Raw genomic sequence first — 16,280 nt, 5'->3', positions numbered from 1 at the left:
GGTATTAAATCGCGCCATGACCAAACTATTCTTGCTGGTCCATTGGATTATAAAGTTTAATGGCCGGATTTTTTTCTTGGAACCACCTTAACGCAAAGTCATTCTCGAATAAAAAGACAAAATGATCATATCGATCTTTCACCAATAGGCTCCGCGAATTTGATAGGTTTTCATCCACTACTTCGTTTTCGACCCAACGAGCAATTTTAGAACCCATTCGTTCCATTAAGACCTCAGCATTGTACTCGTTTCTCATTCGATGCTCAAACACCTCAAACTGCAATTGACCAACAGCACCTAATAAATACTCATCCATTCTTACGGTTTTGAAGAGCTGAATTGCACCTTCTTGCACAAGTTGCTCAATTCCTTTATAAAAAGACTTTTGCTTCATGACGTTCTTAGCAGAAACCTTTACATATAACTCTGGAGTAAACTGCGGCAATCGTTCAAATTGAAAATCTTCCTTGCCTGTGGTCAGCGTATCTCCAATTTGATAAGTGCCAGTATCGTATAACCCGATAATATCACCACTGACTGCTTCCTCGACAGTATTTCTTTCTTCCGCCATAAATGATGTGGACTGTGAAAGCTTTAGCTGTTTTCCTAAGCGCGGTAGGTTGACGGTCATGCCACGTTCGAATTTACCAGAACAAACCCGAACAAAAGCAATACGGTCACGGTGTGCTGGATTCATATTGGCTTGAATTTTAAAAACAAAGCCTGAAAATTGTTCCGTTAAAGGATCAATTTCGCCAACTGATGAATTCCGTGCTTTTGGCGGTGGCGCAAATTGCAAGTATGACTCAAGGAACGTCTGAACACCAAAGTTTGTTAACGCACTGCCAAAGAAAACAGGTGTAAGAGTTCCAGCTGCGATCTTTTCAGTAGAAAACTCATTTCCTGCTTCATTCAGCAATAAAATTTCATCCAAAGTTTGATCATATAGTCCCGATATTTTTAATGGGTGATCACCAGCAATTTCACCATCATCATTTAGTGAGATATATCGCTTTTCCTCACTTACACGAAATTGTTCGACACGATTGTGGTATCGATCATAAATTCCAAGGAATTCTTTTCCCATTCCAATCGGCCAATTCATCGGATAGGATTCAATTCCAAGAACTTCCTCTAGCTCAGCAAGAAGTTCAAGCGGGGCTTTCCCTTGACGATCCAGCTTATTTATAAACGTAAAAATTGGTATCCCACGCATGCGGCATACTTTAAAAAGCTTAAGTGTTTGTTCCTCAATCCCTTTTGCCGAATCGATAATCATAACTGCACTATCGACCGCCATCAAAGTTCTATAGGTATCTTCACTAAAATCTTGGTGTCCAGGCGTGTCCAGAATATTGACACGGAATCCATCATAGTCAAATTGCATTACGCTGGAAGTAACAGAAATTCCACGTTGCTTTTCAATTTCCATCCAGTCACTCGTTGCAAATTTACCGGTTTTTTTCGCCTTTACTGTACCGGCATCGCGAATGGCTCCGCCAAATAATAATAATTTTTCGGTTAGTGTCGTTTTACCAGCATCCGGGTGAGAAATAATTGCAAATGTCCGGCGTGACAATACTTCTTCTTTAAAATTGTTACCCATCTTGTCTTCCTCTCTTTTGACAACTTCATATTTTATTGACCGCTTAAGCGGAGAAAAATTTTTTGTCCATAACTTTAATCTTATCCTGCATTCGACAACTTTGCAATAATTCTATGGCCGACAACTGATTTTTTCTTTTATCGGACAAGCTATGAGACTATAATGTTGTTATAGAGAAATATAAATTAAATTCCCTGGGAGGATATATGAAAAGTAATCAGATCGATCAACAAACCTTAACCTTATTGCATAAAGCCTTCGAAGTTGTCCTTAAGCAAAATAATGTTTCCTTTAAAAAGATTGGCATTGCCGAAGAAGGCGATCAGCTATTATTTTTATATGAAGGAAAAGGCAAAAAAGTTCATATTTTTAAATGGAGCAAGGCAACATGTATCGGACTTAGCATAGGTGTCATCGCGCAAAGTGTTTTAATGCCGATTATTCCACAGCTCCGCTTATTGTCATAGTATTCCAAGGCACACTTTCCTAATGCAGGTGGTGGGTATTTAGTTGAAAAATAGGCAGTATTCTTCCACCGATTCCCACACCCATTTTTATGGAAATACCTTTATAATAGAGTATGACTCTTTAAGAGGAGATGAACTGTATGAACCAAAGTAAGAAAGTAGTTTCAAAGTTTATTCCGCTATTTACAGCGTTAATTTTATTGATTGCAGGGATCATTTGGTATGTTCAAACAGCAAATCATGTGATCACTATTCCTTTCTCTTCTGTTGAGAAGACCATCCAAGAACAAGATGGAAACTTAATTGAACTAACAGAACAAGCAGATGGCAGCCTGTATTTAAAAATTGGTGACATAAAATACGTTTCTCATGTCCCACCCAATAGCCAAATGATTGAGAAGCTAGTCGAAAAATATAATATAAACTATTCTTATGAGACTAGCAGTCCTTATGGAAAATGGATTTTGGGCGGAGTCATCCTGATTCTTGCCGCCGCCGCTTTTGCTCTGCAAAAAACAAAGGGTGGTTTCGGTCTTCATAATTCCATGAAAAATAGTGTCGCGAAGTCTCGTCCGCTCCCAACGATAAGCTTAAAAGATGTAGGTGGTCTGGGAGAGGAAATGAAAGAAGAAATTTTACAGACACTTTCTACCTTAAAAGAACCCGAGCGCGCTATTAGATTGGGTATCAAGCCACCAAAAGGGATATTATTATATGGCCCACCTGGAACAGGTAAAACTCTATTAGCTCAAGCCATTGCACATGAATTAAATGCCTCTTTCTTCTCGGCCAGCGGATCAGCTTTTAATGAACTGTTTGTAGGAGTTGGTGCGAGCCGGGTCCGTTCCCTGTTTCAAACAGCCAGAAAACAGACTTCTGCTGTCATTTTCATTGATGAAGTAGACGCTCTAGCCGGAAAAAGAAAAGCCCATGGCGGGGAAGAAGCCGAGAAAACATTAACAGAACTTCTCGTTCAGCTTGATGGAGGCCACTCCAATGATGGAATCCTTTTTATTGCTGCGACAAATAGAAAAGATTTGCTTGACGATGCCTTCCTTCGCCCAGGACGGATTGACTTTTCATTCCATGTACCACTGCCTGATACAAAAGGTAGAAGAGAGATTATTGGTATCCATACAAAAGGAAAATCACTTGCAAAAGATGTTTTTGCTTCTTTAGATGACTTGGCTGAGAGTACATCAGGATTTTCCGGGGCGGAACTGCAGTCCCTGTTTGAAACAGCCAGCAGACGGGCCGTTAGAAACGGTCAAGATCAAATCTATAAACAGGACCTTGATTATGCGCTTGATCGTACTATATTAGGAAGTACCTCCCGTTCTTTACAGGATCTTGACACTAAACGCAGGGTTGCTATTCATGAAGCCGGTCATGCGATAGTCGCCTCGATTACAAAGCCTGGATCTGTAAGAAAGGCGACCATCATTCCTCGTGGTGCAGCACTGGGATATGTAGCTCCAATTCCGAAAGAGCTGGACTTGTCGACAACGTCGGATCTTCTCGATCGTGTCGCAATGATCCTAGCAGGCGGTGTTGCTGAAAGGATGCTGCTTGGCGAACACAGTATCGGTGTTAGTGGTGATGTACAACAGGCTAAACACCTAATTGAACAAATGGTGGATACAGGCATGCTTGAGGACGGGTTTACACTAACATTTAACAAACCAGATAAAGAAATAAAAATGCAAGAACTCTTTGCAAAAAGCTTAGCAAAGGCTGAGACAATCATTCAAAGTCATCAACATCAGTATCATCAATTGGTGGATGCTTTATTAAAAAAAGAAACATTAGAAGGATCAGAAGTAGAATCCATTGTTCAAGGAAACTCTACAACCAACATTGACAATCTAGTCTTAATATAAGAAAAAAGCCAGATGCGGGATTATTCTGCATCTGGCTTTTTCGGCTCAATCAAATTTCTAATGATTCATTTTAGCCCTCCAGTGGTAAACTAAGTATGAACCCTCCGAAGAAGGAAGTGGACATTATGTTTAAAAATAAAGAAAGGTTAGAAAAAGAACAATTAAAATATGATGACGAGGCAAAAGGATATCTCGACGACCCAGGGAAGATAAAAGGGTTACTAAAAAAAGCAATAAAAAGGGCGGACGATAAAAAGGGGAACCTAGGGGAAGCATGGAGTAACCTACAATTATTCATTGAATTAGTAAAAGCATATTCTAAAGGTGAATATAGAAATGTATCAAAGAGTACAATCATTACTATCATAGGAGCTCTTCTTTATTTCGTTTCTCCATTTGATTTAGTCCCTGATTTCATCATTGGCCTTGGTATTTTTGATGATGCTGCTGTAATAGGATATACCATTAAAAAAATAGCAACAGAATTAGATGAGTTTAAAAAGTGGAAACAATCCACCCCATACACACAAGGAAACCCGCTTGATTAATATAGCGGGTTTTTGTGTGTTTATTAGTTGATCACACGATCAAGCTCCGGCGCTGACCATGGCGCTTTCGCTTTTCTTATAATATCAGAATTTATAAGTTTTGGCTTCGAGAATTGTCCAGCTCCAGCGCCCTAGCGGCTAGTGTCCTTCGCTCTCCGCCCTACGATAAGTCAAGCACGAATGCGCCTCCGGCTCTTCGTGTTTCCTTTATCTCGGTTGGAGTGCTCCAGGCCATACGCCGCTGACCAGGCCGCTTGCGCTTTTCTTACTACCATCTAAAGCAAGCTGCACCTACGATGATGAGAAGGATAAATAATACGACGATTAATGCAAATCCGCCGCCAAAACCTACTCCACAGCCACCATATCCGTATCCACAGCCACCATATCCGTATCCACCATATCCATACATTAAAATTCCTCCTCTTTTATATTAATAAAATCCGCAACCCCAAGAAGCTCCGATAATGATTAACAAAATGAATAAAACGACTAGTAGGGCAAATCCGCCGCCATAGCCACCTGCTACACCAGACATTTACATTACCTCCTTTTTCGATTTCCATATATCCTATTCACCTAGATAATAATGTGCGATAGACAAATATCCATATTAAGATGGATTGTAAAAAAGGTATAAGCCCATTCTTTTATAGATAGGCTTATCTCTTTGTCATATATCTGTCCAAGAATCGTTTTATATTTGACAATTACAATTGTTTTTTTTACCATGATCACACAGATAAAAGTAGATAGGAGCCACCTTCTGTGAAAATTATTGTAACCACTATTTCTTTTATATTCTTGGCTGCTTTTCGAATCCTAAATAAATTAACACGGAATCCCCCAAGACCTAGTACTATGAAAATTGGCCACAGAGGTGCTGCCGGCCACTGTCCAGAAAATACATTTGCATCCTATCATGAAGCGATAAAGTTAGGAGTAGACTATCTTGAAACGGATATACAAATGACAAAAGACGGCATATTAGTGATGATTCATGATCCAACTGTAAATCGGACAACAAATGGAAAAGGCAAAGTAAAGGATCTTACCTTATCAGAGATTAAGAGTCTTGATGCGGGCAGCTGGTTTAATTCAAAATTTCAGAATGAAAAAATACCTACTTTTTGTGAATTTTTAGATGAATTTGCCGGAAAAGTTGGATTGTTATTGGAATTAAAAAAACCATCTTTATATCCTGGAGTTGAATTAAAAGTAGCAAATGAACTCTTACAACGGGGGCTTGCTCTTGGAGAAAATAACAAAGTGATTGTTCAGTCCTTTGATCAAAACTCACTGAAACGATTTCATAAACTCTTACCCACTATCCCAATCGGAGTTTTAGTTAAAAAAACAGCCATAAATGGACTCTCACATAAGGAATTACTATCTTTCTCCAGTTATGCCTCCTATGTAAATCCAAAAATAACGATGGTAAATAAACGGCTGATTAGACGCATCCATCAGTTTGGCTTTAAAACATTGATTTGGACAGTGAAGAAGAAATATGATGTAAATCTTTTAAAACATTATCGTGTTGAAGGAATAATCAGTGACTATCCAGATATTCTATAAGAAAAGCGGAAACGCCCTGGTCAGCGGCGTATGGCCTGGAGCGCTCCAACTGAGATAAAGGAAACACGAAGAGCCGGAGGCGCATTCGTGCTTGACTTATCGTAGGGCGGAGAGCGAAGGACACTAGCCGCTAGGGCGCTGGAGCTGGACAATTTTCGAAGCCAAAATTTATAAATTCTTATATAGTTAAAAAAGAGGATGCTCTAAAAGGGTCAGACCTTTTAAGAGACATCCTCTTATAATTATAAGAAAACAACATAAATAATGAACGCAAGCACAATTCGGTATATCGCAAATGGTAACAGTTTAATTTTATTAATAAGCTGCAAGAAGAATTTAATCGATATTAATGCAAAAATAAATGCACTAATAAATCCTGCAATAAATATTGGTAAAGCATCCATCGTCATATATTCCCAATTTTTTAACAAAGAAAGAAAACTAGCACCTGCCATAATGGGCACAGCCATTATAAAAGTAAAGTCAGCGGCAGCCCGATGACTCATGCCCATCAAAACACCACCTGATATCGTGGACCCAGAACGAGAAAACCCTGGCCAGAGTGAGAAGCATTGAAACAGACCAACTGCTAACGCTTGTGGATAAGAAATTTGATCAACGGTTTCTGTTTTTGGTTTCTTTGGACCAAAAATATCAGCAAAAATCATTAGGACAGCACCGATTACTAAACCAATCAGAACTGTTACAGTCGAAAATAAGTGGTCATCAATATAGTCATTAAAGAGCACACCTAGCACCCCTGCAGGAATTAAACCTACAATAACTTGTGTTAATTTAAGACGACTCTGTTTCTGAACCGGCCGCCCAGTAAATTTTCCTAATCCTAATAAATCAATGAAACGATCTTTAAAAGTAACGACAACGGCAAGGATTGATCCAAGCTGAATCACTACTTTGAAGGTGTTGGCTCCATGTGTTGTTAAAAATTTTTCGGATTTCAACCACATATCATCAACGATAATCATATGGCCTGTTGAGGAAACTGGGGCAAACTCCGTTAATCCTTCCACTAATCCTAGAATAATGGCTTTAATCATCATTAGTAAATCCATGTTGTAAAATCTCCTCACTTTTTGCAGCAGAAATTAATTAAAGTAATTAACTCTCCTATTTTACTCATTAACTAGTTTGATTGGCAATACTATTTTTTACGACTATTATTACTACTTGTATTTAACGTTCATTACTCTTTAAAGGTTTCATGTAATTTTTTCCATTAACAAAGAAGAGAAGCGGTGCTTGGAGGCATCGCTTCTCTTCTTTTTTTCTTCCCTCATTGGGTATACATTTAATTATTTATAATCCTCATTACACGGCCATTAAACTTCTTTTGGTAGTATCCATGTGTCATATCTGCAATAGCAATGCCAGTCGAACTTTGTGAACCGATAAAATTCCCTCCACCTAGATAAATACCGACATGTCCATCAATTTTATACGTATTAAAGAAAACAAGATCACCAGGTCGTGCCTCACTTAGCGGCACCCTTGTTCCGGTATTTTTCAAAATATCTGTATGGGCACCCAATTTAATACCGGCACGTGCAAAAGCCCATGCAACAAAACCAGAACAATCAAATCTTCCATTTGCGACATCATAAGCATTTCTCCCCCCGCCAAATACATAGACAGAGTTTCCGATATATTTATCTCCTGCATGTAGGACAATATTAATCGCTTCATTGGATGTGGTTGGAATGGATACATTTACTGTTGCTGTATTTGAAGACAACGTATTTTGGGACGCTGCATTTTTAAGTTCTTCCTCTTTTGATGCAAGTGTCCTATCTTGTTGTTGCAAATTAGCTTTCTCGGAAAGCTTTTCTTGCTCTTTTATCTTTAATTCTTTCTTTAAAGCATCATTTTGCTCTTTTTGTTCTAAAATTTGTACTTGCATACCTTCAAGTTCTATTTGCATATCTTTTAAATCATTTAATTTCTTTGCTACGAAAACTTGTTTCTGTTCGATTTCCTTTTGGTCCTCTTCATGCTGGATGACAATGTCTTGGTCCGCTTCGACCATCGTCGCAACTGCTCCAAGACGTCCAACAAAATCACTAAAGTTTGAAGACCCAAGCAGAACATCAAGATAACTAACCTTTCCACCACTTTCTTGAAAGGACAAGGCACGTTTTTTTAGTACTTCATTCCGCTTATCTATACGATCCTGAATGACTGTTAATTCTTGCTGTAAGGCACCTACCTCAAGCTCTGAAGCTTGCACTTTTTTTTCAGTTTGACTTATCATATTATTATTATCAATGATTGCCTGCTCAACTCGATTAATTTGTTCAGTTAATTTTGCCAATTCAGTTTGGACTTTTAAAATTTCTTCATTTGCTTGGAAAATCTCTGATTGAACCCCTGTACGCTGCTCTTCAACACCCTTAAGATTGGATGCTTCCGCTTTTATTGGTGGGAGTGAAAGAACACTGCCTAAACCAAATATAATCGTCGCACTTAGTGCTAATAACCTGTTCTCCATTTGTAATTCCCTGCCTTCTAAAATTCACAAATTACCTAGAGTAATAGAAATTATGCTTTGAAGACTAGTACAAAAGATCTGTAATTTCTGCACAGTATGACAGAATTCTATGTATCTCGGTCGTTTTAACTACCTAATAATCAGTTCAGATAAGAAAAATATCACAAACAATACCCAATATAATCCTATTTTTCCCTATTTGTAGTATAACATCCATAATAGTCAATTAAGTTATGAATATATTACAATTGTATTTCAATGGAAAATTTTCGCTGATTATTAACAAAAAGTTCAATATATAATATTTCCAGAAATAGGAATGACCAATAAAAAAACCACAACCCCTTCCTTTTAAAGAAAGATTGTGGTTCTAAATTTTATAGAGATGTTTTTTGTCAATCAATGTTGTTAATTCCCCTTAAAGGCTATTGTCATTACTGAATTTTGATTAATTCTTTAAAACTATTTCTGCCTCGTTCTACAAGGTCCAAATGAGTGTTTCTGGCTTTCTTTACATATTCTTTTCTAACTTGCAGCCATGCGTTTCTGCGTTCACGTGCATACGCTACATTTGATTCTGCATTTTTTTCGAAGTTATCTTCTAACTGATCAACAATTTGGAATATAGAACGAACTGGAGTGAGTGCCAATTTTTCTAATTGTCCAGTAACTTCTTTCATTTGTTGTAAAAGTTCTTCCCGATCGTTTGTATGACTGGCTTCTTCTTTTATTTCTTGTTTATCTGGATTAAATTGGTGAATCAGTTCGCTAACTATACCCTTATTAGTTTTTTTGGCCTGATCATACAATTTTGCAATAGATTTGCGGTATTGCTTATTGAATTTTATGACCTCCCTTAATGCATTAATATAGGCATCTTCCCTGTTTTCTCGAAGTTGTTGAGCACGTTCGCTTGATTGTTCATACTGATCCCAAAATGTAGTCACAAATGAGCCAACAGGTATCGATTCAACTGCAGTTGAATTTTTTTCATCTGCTGAGACCGTTTCATTTTTCTTCTGTACCATCATTATTCCTCCTCCTACTTTTATTGTCTTTCTCTATTGGATCCTTCTTCTGAAATGAAGGAATATAGAGCTCTAGGAAACTGGAATACATCTTAAAAAATTGATCTAGGATTGATTGATAGTTTTCTAGTTGATTGGCATAGCCTTTTAAGTATGTAACACCAGCTTTTGTAATTGAGTATCTTCTTTTGGCCGGCCCGCTTCCTGTTGTATCCCATTCTGACGAAACAAGTTCATCCTTTTCCAGCTGCCTTAGCATCCTGTATAAATTCCCTTGATCAAGGGTCTTGAACCCGAATGCTTCAAGCTTGTGGCTAAGTTCATATCCATGAAGAGAAACTTTACTAAGAAGCAATAAAATAAATGGCAGCACAAAATTTTTGGATGGATTAACTGATTGATTATCTTTGTTTACCATATTAATTATCACCTCACCTATATGTATTTTACATCTATAGGTAATATTTTGCAATATGTAAAATAAATATATATAAAATTTCTATTTTAATGTTTACAAGTTCTATTACTTGGTTATAAACTTATTAAAAAATGAAAAGGTGGTGTAAAATGGAAAAAGCTAGAATCAGCAAAGCAGGAGTGCCTTACTTGTTTTTTGGAAGTGGAGAACCACTGTTGCTCATCCATGGCTTAGGAGAAGTAAAGGAAGGTTGGAAAAGCCAATTTGAGTTAGCTGATCAATTTCAGTTGATTATTCCTGATTTACGTGGTCACGGGGATTGTACAAAAACAGATGGTATATCTATTCCTAACTTTGCGACGGACATAATTGGTTTAATAAAAGAGTTAAATTTTGAAAACGTTCACATATTAGGCCTGTCAATGGGTGGAGCCGTTGCACAGGAAATCTATCGTCAGGCTCCCGACCTCTGCCGTTCACTCATGTTGGTTAGTACATTTCACTTTTTCCCGAAAAAATTAAAGCGTTTATTATTTGAGAATCGAAAAACAAAGTTTGAGTCTGTTACTGCTGCAGGAAAACAAACAGAATTTCTCGCACGGATGGCGCTTTACTCCTGGAATCATGATAGCCAAGAAGTCTTCCGTCACTTTTTCCGTCCAAAACATCAAATTTTCCTTGAATCCCTTAAAATGTGTCTTGAAGTCAACAACCGGAACTTATTACCAAAAATCCAGGTTCCAACTTTAATTATTGGTGGTCAATATGACTCAGTTTTACCTGTCTGGATTCAGGCCTGCATGCACAAGCTCATTCCCCATTCTGAATTTATTATTATGAGGAATACCGGTCATCTTGCCAAATTTGAAGCAAAAGACCGGTTTAACCATCTATTAAGAAGATTCCTCAATCAACAAACCACTGCAGGATAAGGCTATCCAAAATGGAATTCTTTTCTACCAAACGACCTGCCTAATTATTAGGTTTATTTAAATTAACGGGAAGAAACAGGCCGCCACCCATCCTCCCGTTAATATTTTATTCATTTCAATTGATTATACAAGTGCATCCTGAATTTCTTTTGAACGACTGGAAAGCCATTGATCAGCAAATCCTGCGAACTTACCTGTCAGGGCTAATGAAACATGTCCTCCTTCAAATACTTGATAAGTTTTATCTTCGCTCGATATCATATCCATTACAGGAAGGCTTTGCTGCTCTAAGACAAGTGTATCTCTTGACGTAGAGAAAACAAAAACAGAACATTTAATATTCTTTAAATCTACTTTTTTGCCGCCGATGGTGAGCTCACCTTTTAAGAGCTTGTTGTCTTTATAAAAATCATTAAACAATTGTTTGAAGGCGGCACCTGTAAATGAAGCGGTGTCTTTTGTCCATTTGTCCATCCTACGCCATTTTTCAACATATTTTTCATCATGTGCACGGGTAATTAAGTTGACCCATGGCGTAATATAAACTGGCGATAGCCCTCTAAACATCAGATACAAATATTCGGCAGGAATTACACCATAAACCTCTGAAAAGCGGTCAAAGCTTATTAATCCTTTTTGAAGACCTTTTAACCACTTATCTGGCACAATGCCAACACTGAAATCAATAGGTACCGTGGCAAGCACTAAATTTTTTATTGGCAATTTGGTTATGGCAGTAAAAATAGCTGAAATTGTACCACCCAAACAATAGCCAACCATGGAAATTTCCTTTTCTCCTGAATGTCTTAATGCCCGTTTCACCGCATTCTCCAAATAATCTAAAATATAATGATCTAAGCTAATATCACAATCCTCATAGCCAGGGGATCCCCAATCCAAGAAGTAGACATCATAACCTCGATCAGTCAGACCGCCTACGACACTACTCCCTTCTCCGATGTCCAAAATATATGATTTATTTAGGAGCGAGTAGACCAAAAACAATGGTATTTGATATTTTTTTTCTTTTGCAGGGTGATAATATAAAGTAGATTTATTTTTTTTCCAAATAATCTCTCTGGGTGTAGGTACTATGTCTGGTTTGGGTTCTGATAATACTTTATAGACTTGCGTCCATCTGGCAGTTTCCTTATCCATGTCAAACGGTGGAATAAAATTTGGAAACAATGCTGTTGTACTCATCTTGTTTTATGCTCCTTTCATTCTGATTTGGAAGTACCAGCACCAGCGAGCACTAGGTCTTTATCTTTTTCTTTGTCTTTGGTCTTCCCTTTTTGAATAAGATTTTTCATTGTTGCTAGCTCGGCCTTGATTTCTATTAATTGGCTAAGTTCTTGCTTCAACTCCTGTAGCTCTGTTTGAATTTTTTGGGTTTCTGCTAGGTCATGGGCCATTTTTTGAAACTCATTCTTCATCTGCATGACAATATTTACCACTTTTTGGAACATTACCAAATTCTCTTTATTTACTAAACCAATATTATCCTGCAGGTTCCATAATTGTTCTTCTAAATTATCCATTTTTTCTTCAGCTTGGACCGATAACTTTGCTACATTCGCAATATCTTTTTTGGTTGGTATATTCATGACATTAGCCATGAACTCCTGATTTTTTCTTAATAGTTCCAGGTAACGTGCATGACTTTCTGTACCAACCTTTAATAGGCGGACAAACTCATTATTATCACTCATCATGTATAAAAGACCATTTAATTGTTTTTCCCACATATCACTGACTCGCTTGAAGCCTTCAAATGGATCATATGTTTTACCTTTAGTCATTTTGTATCGCCTCTCTGATTATGATTTTGTAAATTCCTCGGTTTTGTCCAAATATTTGTTTAACGGGAACATTAACGTTTTTATTTGTCTGGCAAACAGATTAACAAACCCCTTTTGGTTTTCATAAATTAAATTACCAGCCTGTTTCATTGTTTTTATATATTGCTGTCTGGCCTTTTTTCGTAAGGTAATGTATTGATCAATCATTTCAAGATATTTATCCATTGATAGATTGCTTGCTATCTTTTGACACGGTGCTGCAAGAATAGTTAATGTTCTTTCTTGAATTTGATCAATTTGTGTATTTATATCTTCGTAAGACTTAAGCGGGAAAAAATGCTGCAGGCTGGTTGTAGACATTAAGAATTCCTCTCTTGCTGTTTTTTCCCATGCGGAAAATTCCTGGTAAAATTGCGCTACTATTTCTATCACATTACCTTGATTACGCTGAACACTCTCAGCAAAAAGATTTGCCTGTTTTAGAAAAATTTCATCCCGGAAATCAGCACGTTTTGCCCATTCGTCTAACTCACCAAATACATGGCGCCATAAAATGTCTAAGCTTGAAAGCTGTTCTGCATCTTCTTCTTTTTCAGCTGCAATCTTTTTCTTTTCTTCATTTTTTTCTTCAAGTACTGACTCTTGTACCCTTTCATTTTCTTGATTCATTTCAACCTCTAAAACTGTTTCCTTCATTAAATTTTTTTCGTTTTCTTTTTTGTCAGCCATCATACTCGCATCCTTTAAAGAAATTTTTATCTTTCAGCAATTCCTTTTCCAATATTGGTAGAAACACCGATTGACTGTTGTGATTTAAACTCAAATCTTATACACCTAAATATGCCAGTTGATATATATCAGCTAGTTCGCTAATAAACGGTTGTTTTGGATTCGCAATGGTATCTTGATCGTCAAATGCATGTTCTGCTAATTCGGCTACTTTACTATCAAAATCTTGTTTATTAACACCATTTGCTCGGATGCTCATTGGTATTTCCAATTCCTTCGCAAGTGCAACAATTGCTTCAATTAAATTTTCAATTCCTTCCTCCGTTGTGCTTGCTGGGAGACCAAGCATTTTAGCAATCTCTGCATAACGCTCATCGGCAATAAAATGTTCGTATTTAGGATAGGTCATAAATTTGTTTGGTTTTGCTGCATTATAACGAATGACATGCGGCAAAAGAATAGCATTTGCTCGTCCATGTGGAATATTAAATGCAGCACCAAGCACATGGGCAAGACTGTGATTAATCCCTAAGAATGAGTTAGCGAAGGCCATCCCAGCAATCGTTGATGCATTATGCATTTTTTCCCGGGCCTGTTCATCCTTGCCATCTCGGAATGCCCTTGGCAAGAATTCAAATACAAGCTGAATTGCTTTAAGGGCTAAGCCGTCCGTATAGTCATTAGCTAAAACTGAAACATAGGCTTCTATGGCATGTGTTAAAACATCCATCCCTGTATCAGCTGTAACATGATTAGGAACTGTCATTACAAACTGTGAATCCACAATTGCAACATCCGGTGTAAGTTGGAAATCAACGAGTGGATATTTAATATTTGCCTTTTTATCAGTTATAACTGAGACAGATGTAACCTCTGATCCAGTACCAGAAGTAGTTGGAATGGCAATGAATTGTGCCTTTCCTCTTAGAGCCGGGAATTTAACCACACGCTTAGTTGGATCAAAGAATTTTTGTGTTAAACTATGAAAATCTGTTTCAGGATGTTCGTAGAATAACCACATTGCTTTTGCCGCATCCATTACAGAACCACCGCCAAGTGCAATAATACAATCTGGCTGCAGCTTTCTCATTCTGTCTGCGCCATCCAAGACCGTTTCAATGCTAGGCTCTGGCTCAATGTCAGAGAAAGTTTCAAATTGAATCTTGTTTTGATTCTTTTTTAGATAATAGAGCACTTTATCGACATAACCATTTTTAAGAGGACTGCCACTTGTCACAATAAAAACTTTAGAAATCCCAGGAATAGAAGCTAGCATTTGAACTGAATTTTTCTCAAAGAAAATTTGTGAGGGAACTTTAAACCATTGTGTAAAGGTTCTCCTTTTAGCTACTTTTTTAATATTCATGAGATTCTGGACTCCTACATTCTGTGACACAGAGTTCCCCCCATATGTTCCACATCCAATTGTCAAGGATGGTAATGATGTGTTATAAATATCTCCGATTGCACCATGGGTTGATGGTGTATTAACCATAATTCGGCCAGCCTTCATTCGGAGAGCGAATATGTCAACTAAACTTTGGTCTGTTGTATGAAGAGCCGCCGAGTGCCCTAGTCCACCATATTCCAAAGTTTCCTCTGCTATTCGTAATCCGTCTGCAAAACTATTAACTTTGTAGCATGCCAAAATTGGGCTTAACTTTTCACATGAAAGTGGATAGTTTGGACCCACTCCATTCAACTCTGTAATTAAAATTTTTGTATGAACAGGTACATTTACTCCTGCCAGTTTCGCAATCTTAGCAGCAGGTAACCCAACGATTAGATGATTAATTGCACCTGTTTTTTCAAAAATGACGACCTTTTCTACCATTCTTTGTTCTTCTTCATTTAAGAAATAACAATTATTTGCAATCATTTCCTGTTTTACTTCCTCGTAAATCTCTTGATCGATAATAAGGGCTTGTTCGGACGCACAGATCATTCCGTTATCAAATGTTTTTGATAGAATAATATCGTTTACAGCCCGTTTGATGTTGGCTGTTTTTTCAATATAACAAGGGACATTACCGGCCCCAACTCCAAGTGCAGGTTTGCCTGAACTATAAGCTGCTTTGACTAAACTTGGTCCCCCCGTTGCTAGAATGAGAGAAATCTTCGGATGTTTCATTAGGTTCTGGAAGGCCTCATGTGATGGAGTCTCAATCCATTGAATGCAATTTTCAGGAGCCCCTGCCTTAATTGCAGCCTCCTTTAGTAATTTAGCGGTTTCAGTACAGCATTTTTGACCAAATTGTGGAAAGGCAAAAATAATTGGATTTCTCGTTTTTAGCGAAATCAAGGATTTGAAGATAACCGTTGATGTTGGATTCGTAATAGGAATGATCCCGGCGATCACACCGACAGGCTCCGCAATTTCCACCATGCCCTCATTCTCATTTTCACTTATTACACCAACCGTTTTCATATCTCTGATATTGTTATAAATGAATTCTGTGGCAAACATATTTTTAAAAACTTTATCTTCATATACGCCTCTTCTTGTTTCCGTAACCGCAAGCTTTGCAAGATGTTTATGATTTTCCAGGGCGGCAAGGGCCATTTGTTTAACGATTTCATTAACCATTTCCTGGTTATAGCACCTGAAATCACCTAGAGCTTTAGCTGCGTTTTTGGCTAATGTATCAATATGCACAGCAACCGCCTGATTTTCTTGTAATACTTTTTCTTTTACAACCATTAGTAATCCCCTCCAGAATCAATTTACTTGCTAAATAGCATGTGTTAATCAAATTCAAGGATTTAGAATAATGAAACGTCACTCC

General features: G+C 37.6%; 16 protein-coding genes. 5 read left to right on the top strand and 11 right to left on the bottom strand.

Annotation, left to right across the window (positions count from 1 at the left end):
• Positions 1–25: 25 nt before the first annotated feature.
• The gene (locus tag AC3ANL_RS07525; RefSeq protein ID WP_488328609.1) at positions 26–1,606 is read right to left on the bottom strand and encodes a peptide chain release factor 3; all 1,581 of its coding nucleotides are present in this window, start codon (positions 1,604–1,606) and stop codon (positions 26–28) included.
• A 206-nt stretch (positions 1,607–1,812) separates the two neighbouring features.
• Between AC3ANL_RS07525 and AC3ANL_RS07520 the strand changes: the two genes are divergently transcribed.
• The 3 genes from AC3ANL_RS07520 to AC3ANL_RS07510 all read left to right on the top strand — a co-directional run bounded on the left by AC3ANL_RS07520 (position 1,813) and on the right by AC3ANL_RS07510 (position 4,501).
• Positions 1,813–2,073 carry a hypothetical protein gene (locus tag AC3ANL_RS07520; protein WP_488328608.1) on the top strand — a complete coding sequence of 87 codons (261 nt, stop codon included), beginning with the start codon at positions 1,813–1,815 and terminating at the stop codon, positions 2,071–2,073.
• 140 nt (positions 2,074–2,213) lie between these two features.
• A complete protein-coding gene (locus AC3ANL_RS07515; protein ID WP_488328607.1) occupies positions 2,214–3,953 on the top strand; it encodes an AAA family ATPase in 1,740 nt (579 codons plus the stop codon).
• A gap of 125 nt (positions 3,954–4,078) precedes the next feature.
• On the top strand, positions 4,079–4,501 hold the full coding sequence (locus AC3ANL_RS07510; RefSeq protein ID WP_488328606.1) for a YkvA family protein: 423 nt from the start codon (positions 4,079–4,081) through the stop codon (positions 4,499–4,501).
• Between the two features lie 268 nt (positions 4,502–4,769).
• Here the strand turns inward: AC3ANL_RS07510 and AC3ANL_RS07505 are convergent, their stop codons facing one another.
• Positions 4,770–4,913 carry a YjcZ family sporulation protein gene (locus tag AC3ANL_RS07505; protein ID WP_488328605.1) on the bottom strand — a complete coding sequence of 48 codons (144 nt, stop codon included), beginning with the start codon at positions 4,911–4,913 and terminating at the stop codon, positions 4,770–4,772.
• Between the two features lie 21 nt (positions 4,914–4,934).
• Positions 4,935–5,039, bottom strand: coding sequence for a YjcZ family sporulation protein (locus AC3ANL_RS07500; protein ID WP_402962164.1), 105 nt, complete (start codon positions 5,037–5,039; stop codon positions 4,935–4,937).
• A gap of 230 nt (positions 5,040–5,269) precedes the next feature.
• Here AC3ANL_RS07500 and AC3ANL_RS07495 point away from each other — a divergent pair, with 230 nt between their 5' ends.
• Complete coding sequence (locus tag AC3ANL_RS07495) at positions 5,270–6,079, top strand: glycerophosphodiester phosphodiesterase (RefSeq protein WP_488328604.1); 810 nt, start codon at positions 5,270–5,272, stop codon at positions 6,077–6,079.
• A 242-nt stretch (positions 6,080–6,321) separates the two neighbouring features.
• Here the strand turns inward: AC3ANL_RS07495 and AC3ANL_RS07490 are convergent, their stop codons facing one another.
• The 4 genes from AC3ANL_RS07490 to AC3ANL_RS07475 form a co-directional block, all read right to left on the bottom strand.
• Positions 6,322–7,152: an undecaprenyl-diphosphate phosphatase gene (locus AC3ANL_RS07490; protein WP_488328603.1), complete on the bottom strand. Its 831-nt coding sequence runs from the start codon at positions 7,150–7,152 to the stop codon at positions 6,322–6,324.
• A 236-nt stretch (positions 7,153–7,388) separates the two neighbouring features.
• The gene (locus AC3ANL_RS07485) at positions 7,389–8,585 is read right to left on the bottom strand and encodes a coiled-coil domain-containing protein (protein ID WP_488328602.1); all 1,197 of its coding nucleotides are present in this window, start codon (positions 8,583–8,585) and stop codon (positions 7,389–7,391) included.
• A gap of 434 nt (positions 8,586–9,019) precedes the next feature.
• Complete coding sequence (locus AC3ANL_RS07480; protein WP_488328601.1) at positions 9,020–9,616, bottom strand: hypothetical protein; 597 nt, start codon at positions 9,614–9,616, stop codon at positions 9,020–9,022.
• Positions 9,594–10,031, bottom strand: coding sequence for a helix-turn-helix transcriptional regulator (locus AC3ANL_RS07475; RefSeq protein WP_488328600.1), 438 nt, complete (start codon positions 10,029–10,031; stop codon positions 9,594–9,596). Before AC3ANL_RS07475 ends, AC3ANL_RS07480 begins: the two co-directional genes overlap by 23 nt.
• A 149-nt stretch (positions 10,032–10,180) precedes the next feature.
• Between AC3ANL_RS07475 and AC3ANL_RS07470 the strand changes: the two genes are divergently transcribed.
• A complete protein-coding gene (locus AC3ANL_RS07470; protein ID WP_488328599.1) occupies positions 10,181–10,963 on the top strand; it encodes an alpha/beta fold hydrolase in 783 nt (260 codons plus the stop codon).
• Between the two features lie 123 nt (positions 10,964–11,086).
• Here the strand turns inward: AC3ANL_RS07470 and AC3ANL_RS07465 are convergent, their stop codons facing one another.
• From AC3ANL_RS07465 to adhE, 4 genes are all read right to left on the bottom strand, one after another.
• On the bottom strand, positions 11,087–12,151 hold the full coding sequence (locus tag AC3ANL_RS07465; protein WP_488328598.1) for an alpha/beta fold hydrolase: 1,065 nt from the start codon (positions 12,149–12,151) through the stop codon (positions 11,087–11,089).
• A 32-nt stretch (positions 12,152–12,183) separates the two neighbouring features.
• Positions 12,184–12,765 (bottom strand): polyhydroxyalkanoate biosynthesis repressor PhaR, encoded by a 582-nt coding sequence (locus tag AC3ANL_RS07460; protein WP_488328597.1) that lies wholly within the window; start codon positions 12,763–12,765, stop codon positions 12,184–12,186.
• 18 nt (positions 12,766–12,783) lie between these two features.
• Entirely contained in the window at positions 12,784–13,497 is a 714-nt protein-coding gene (locus AC3ANL_RS07455) for a hypothetical protein (RefSeq protein WP_488328596.1), read from the bottom strand.
• A gap of 94 nt (positions 13,498–13,591) precedes the next feature.
• On the bottom strand, positions 13,592–16,195 hold the full coding sequence (adhE, locus tag AC3ANL_RS07450; protein ID WP_488328595.1) for a bifunctional acetaldehyde-CoA/alcohol dehydrogenase: 2,604 nt from the start codon (positions 16,193–16,195) through the stop codon (positions 13,592–13,594).
• Positions 16,196–16,280 lie beyond the last annotated feature (85 nt).

The organism is Neobacillus sp. DHD-1R, assembly GCF_057747995.1.
Note: the sequence above shows the minus strand (reverse complement) of the source record. Positions and strands in the feature narration are given on the sequence as shown.

What these genes read in the sequence shown, in the direction of transcription:
- AC3ANL_RS07475 (WP_488328600.1), bottom strand. Translation starts at nt 10,031, where the DNA reads ATGGTAAACAAAGATAATCAATCAGTTAATCCATCCAAAAATTTTGTG.
- AC3ANL_RS07500 (WP_402962164.1), bottom strand. Translation starts at nt 5,039, where the DNA reads ATGTCTGGTGTAGCAGGTGGCTATGGCGGCGGATTTGCCCTACTAGTC.
- AC3ANL_RS07480 (WP_488328601.1), bottom strand. Translation starts at nt 9,616, where the DNA reads ATGATGGTACAGAAGAAAAATGAAACGGTCTCAGCAGATGAAAAAAAT.
- AC3ANL_RS07470 (WP_488328599.1), top strand. Translation starts at nt 10,181, where the DNA reads ATGGAAAAAGCTAGAATCAGCAAAGCAGGAGTGCCTTACTTGTTTTTT.
- AC3ANL_RS07520 (WP_488328608.1), top strand. Translation starts at nt 1,813, where the DNA reads ATGAAAAGTAATCAGATCGATCAACAAACCTTAACCTTATTGCATAAA.
- AC3ANL_RS07485 (WP_488328602.1), bottom strand. Translation starts at nt 8,585, where the DNA reads ATGGAGAACAGGTTATTAGCACTAAGTGCGACGATTATATTTGGTTTA.
- AC3ANL_RS07525 (WP_488328609.1), bottom strand. Translation starts at nt 1,606, where the DNA reads ATGGGTAACAATTTTAAAGAAGAAGTATTGTCACGCCGGACATTTGCA.
- AC3ANL_RS07455 (WP_488328596.1), bottom strand. Translation starts at nt 13,497, where the DNA reads ATGATGGCTGACAAAAAAGAAAACGAAAAAAATTTAATGAAGGAAACA.
- AC3ANL_RS07490 (WP_488328603.1), bottom strand. Translation starts at nt 7,152, where the DNA reads ATGGATTTACTAATGATGATTAAAGCCATTATTCTAGGATTAGTGGAA.
- AC3ANL_RS07505 (WP_488328605.1), bottom strand. Translation starts at nt 4,913, where the DNA reads ATGTATGGATATGGTGGATACGGATATGGTGGCTGTGGATACGGATAT.
- adhE (WP_488328595.1), bottom strand. Translation starts at nt 16,195, where the DNA reads ATGGTTGTAAAAGAAAAAGTATTACAAGAAAATCAGGCGGTTGCTGTG.
- AC3ANL_RS07510 (WP_488328606.1), top strand. Translation starts at nt 4,079, where the DNA reads ATGTTTAAAAATAAAGAAAGGTTAGAAAAAGAACAATTAAAATATGAT.
- AC3ANL_RS07515 (WP_488328607.1), top strand. Translation starts at nt 2,214, where the DNA reads ATGAACCAAAGTAAGAAAGTAGTTTCAAAGTTTATTCCGCTATTTACA.
- AC3ANL_RS07460 (WP_488328597.1), bottom strand. Translation starts at nt 12,765, where the DNA reads ATGACTAAAGGTAAAACATATGATCCATTTGAAGGCTTCAAGCGAGTC.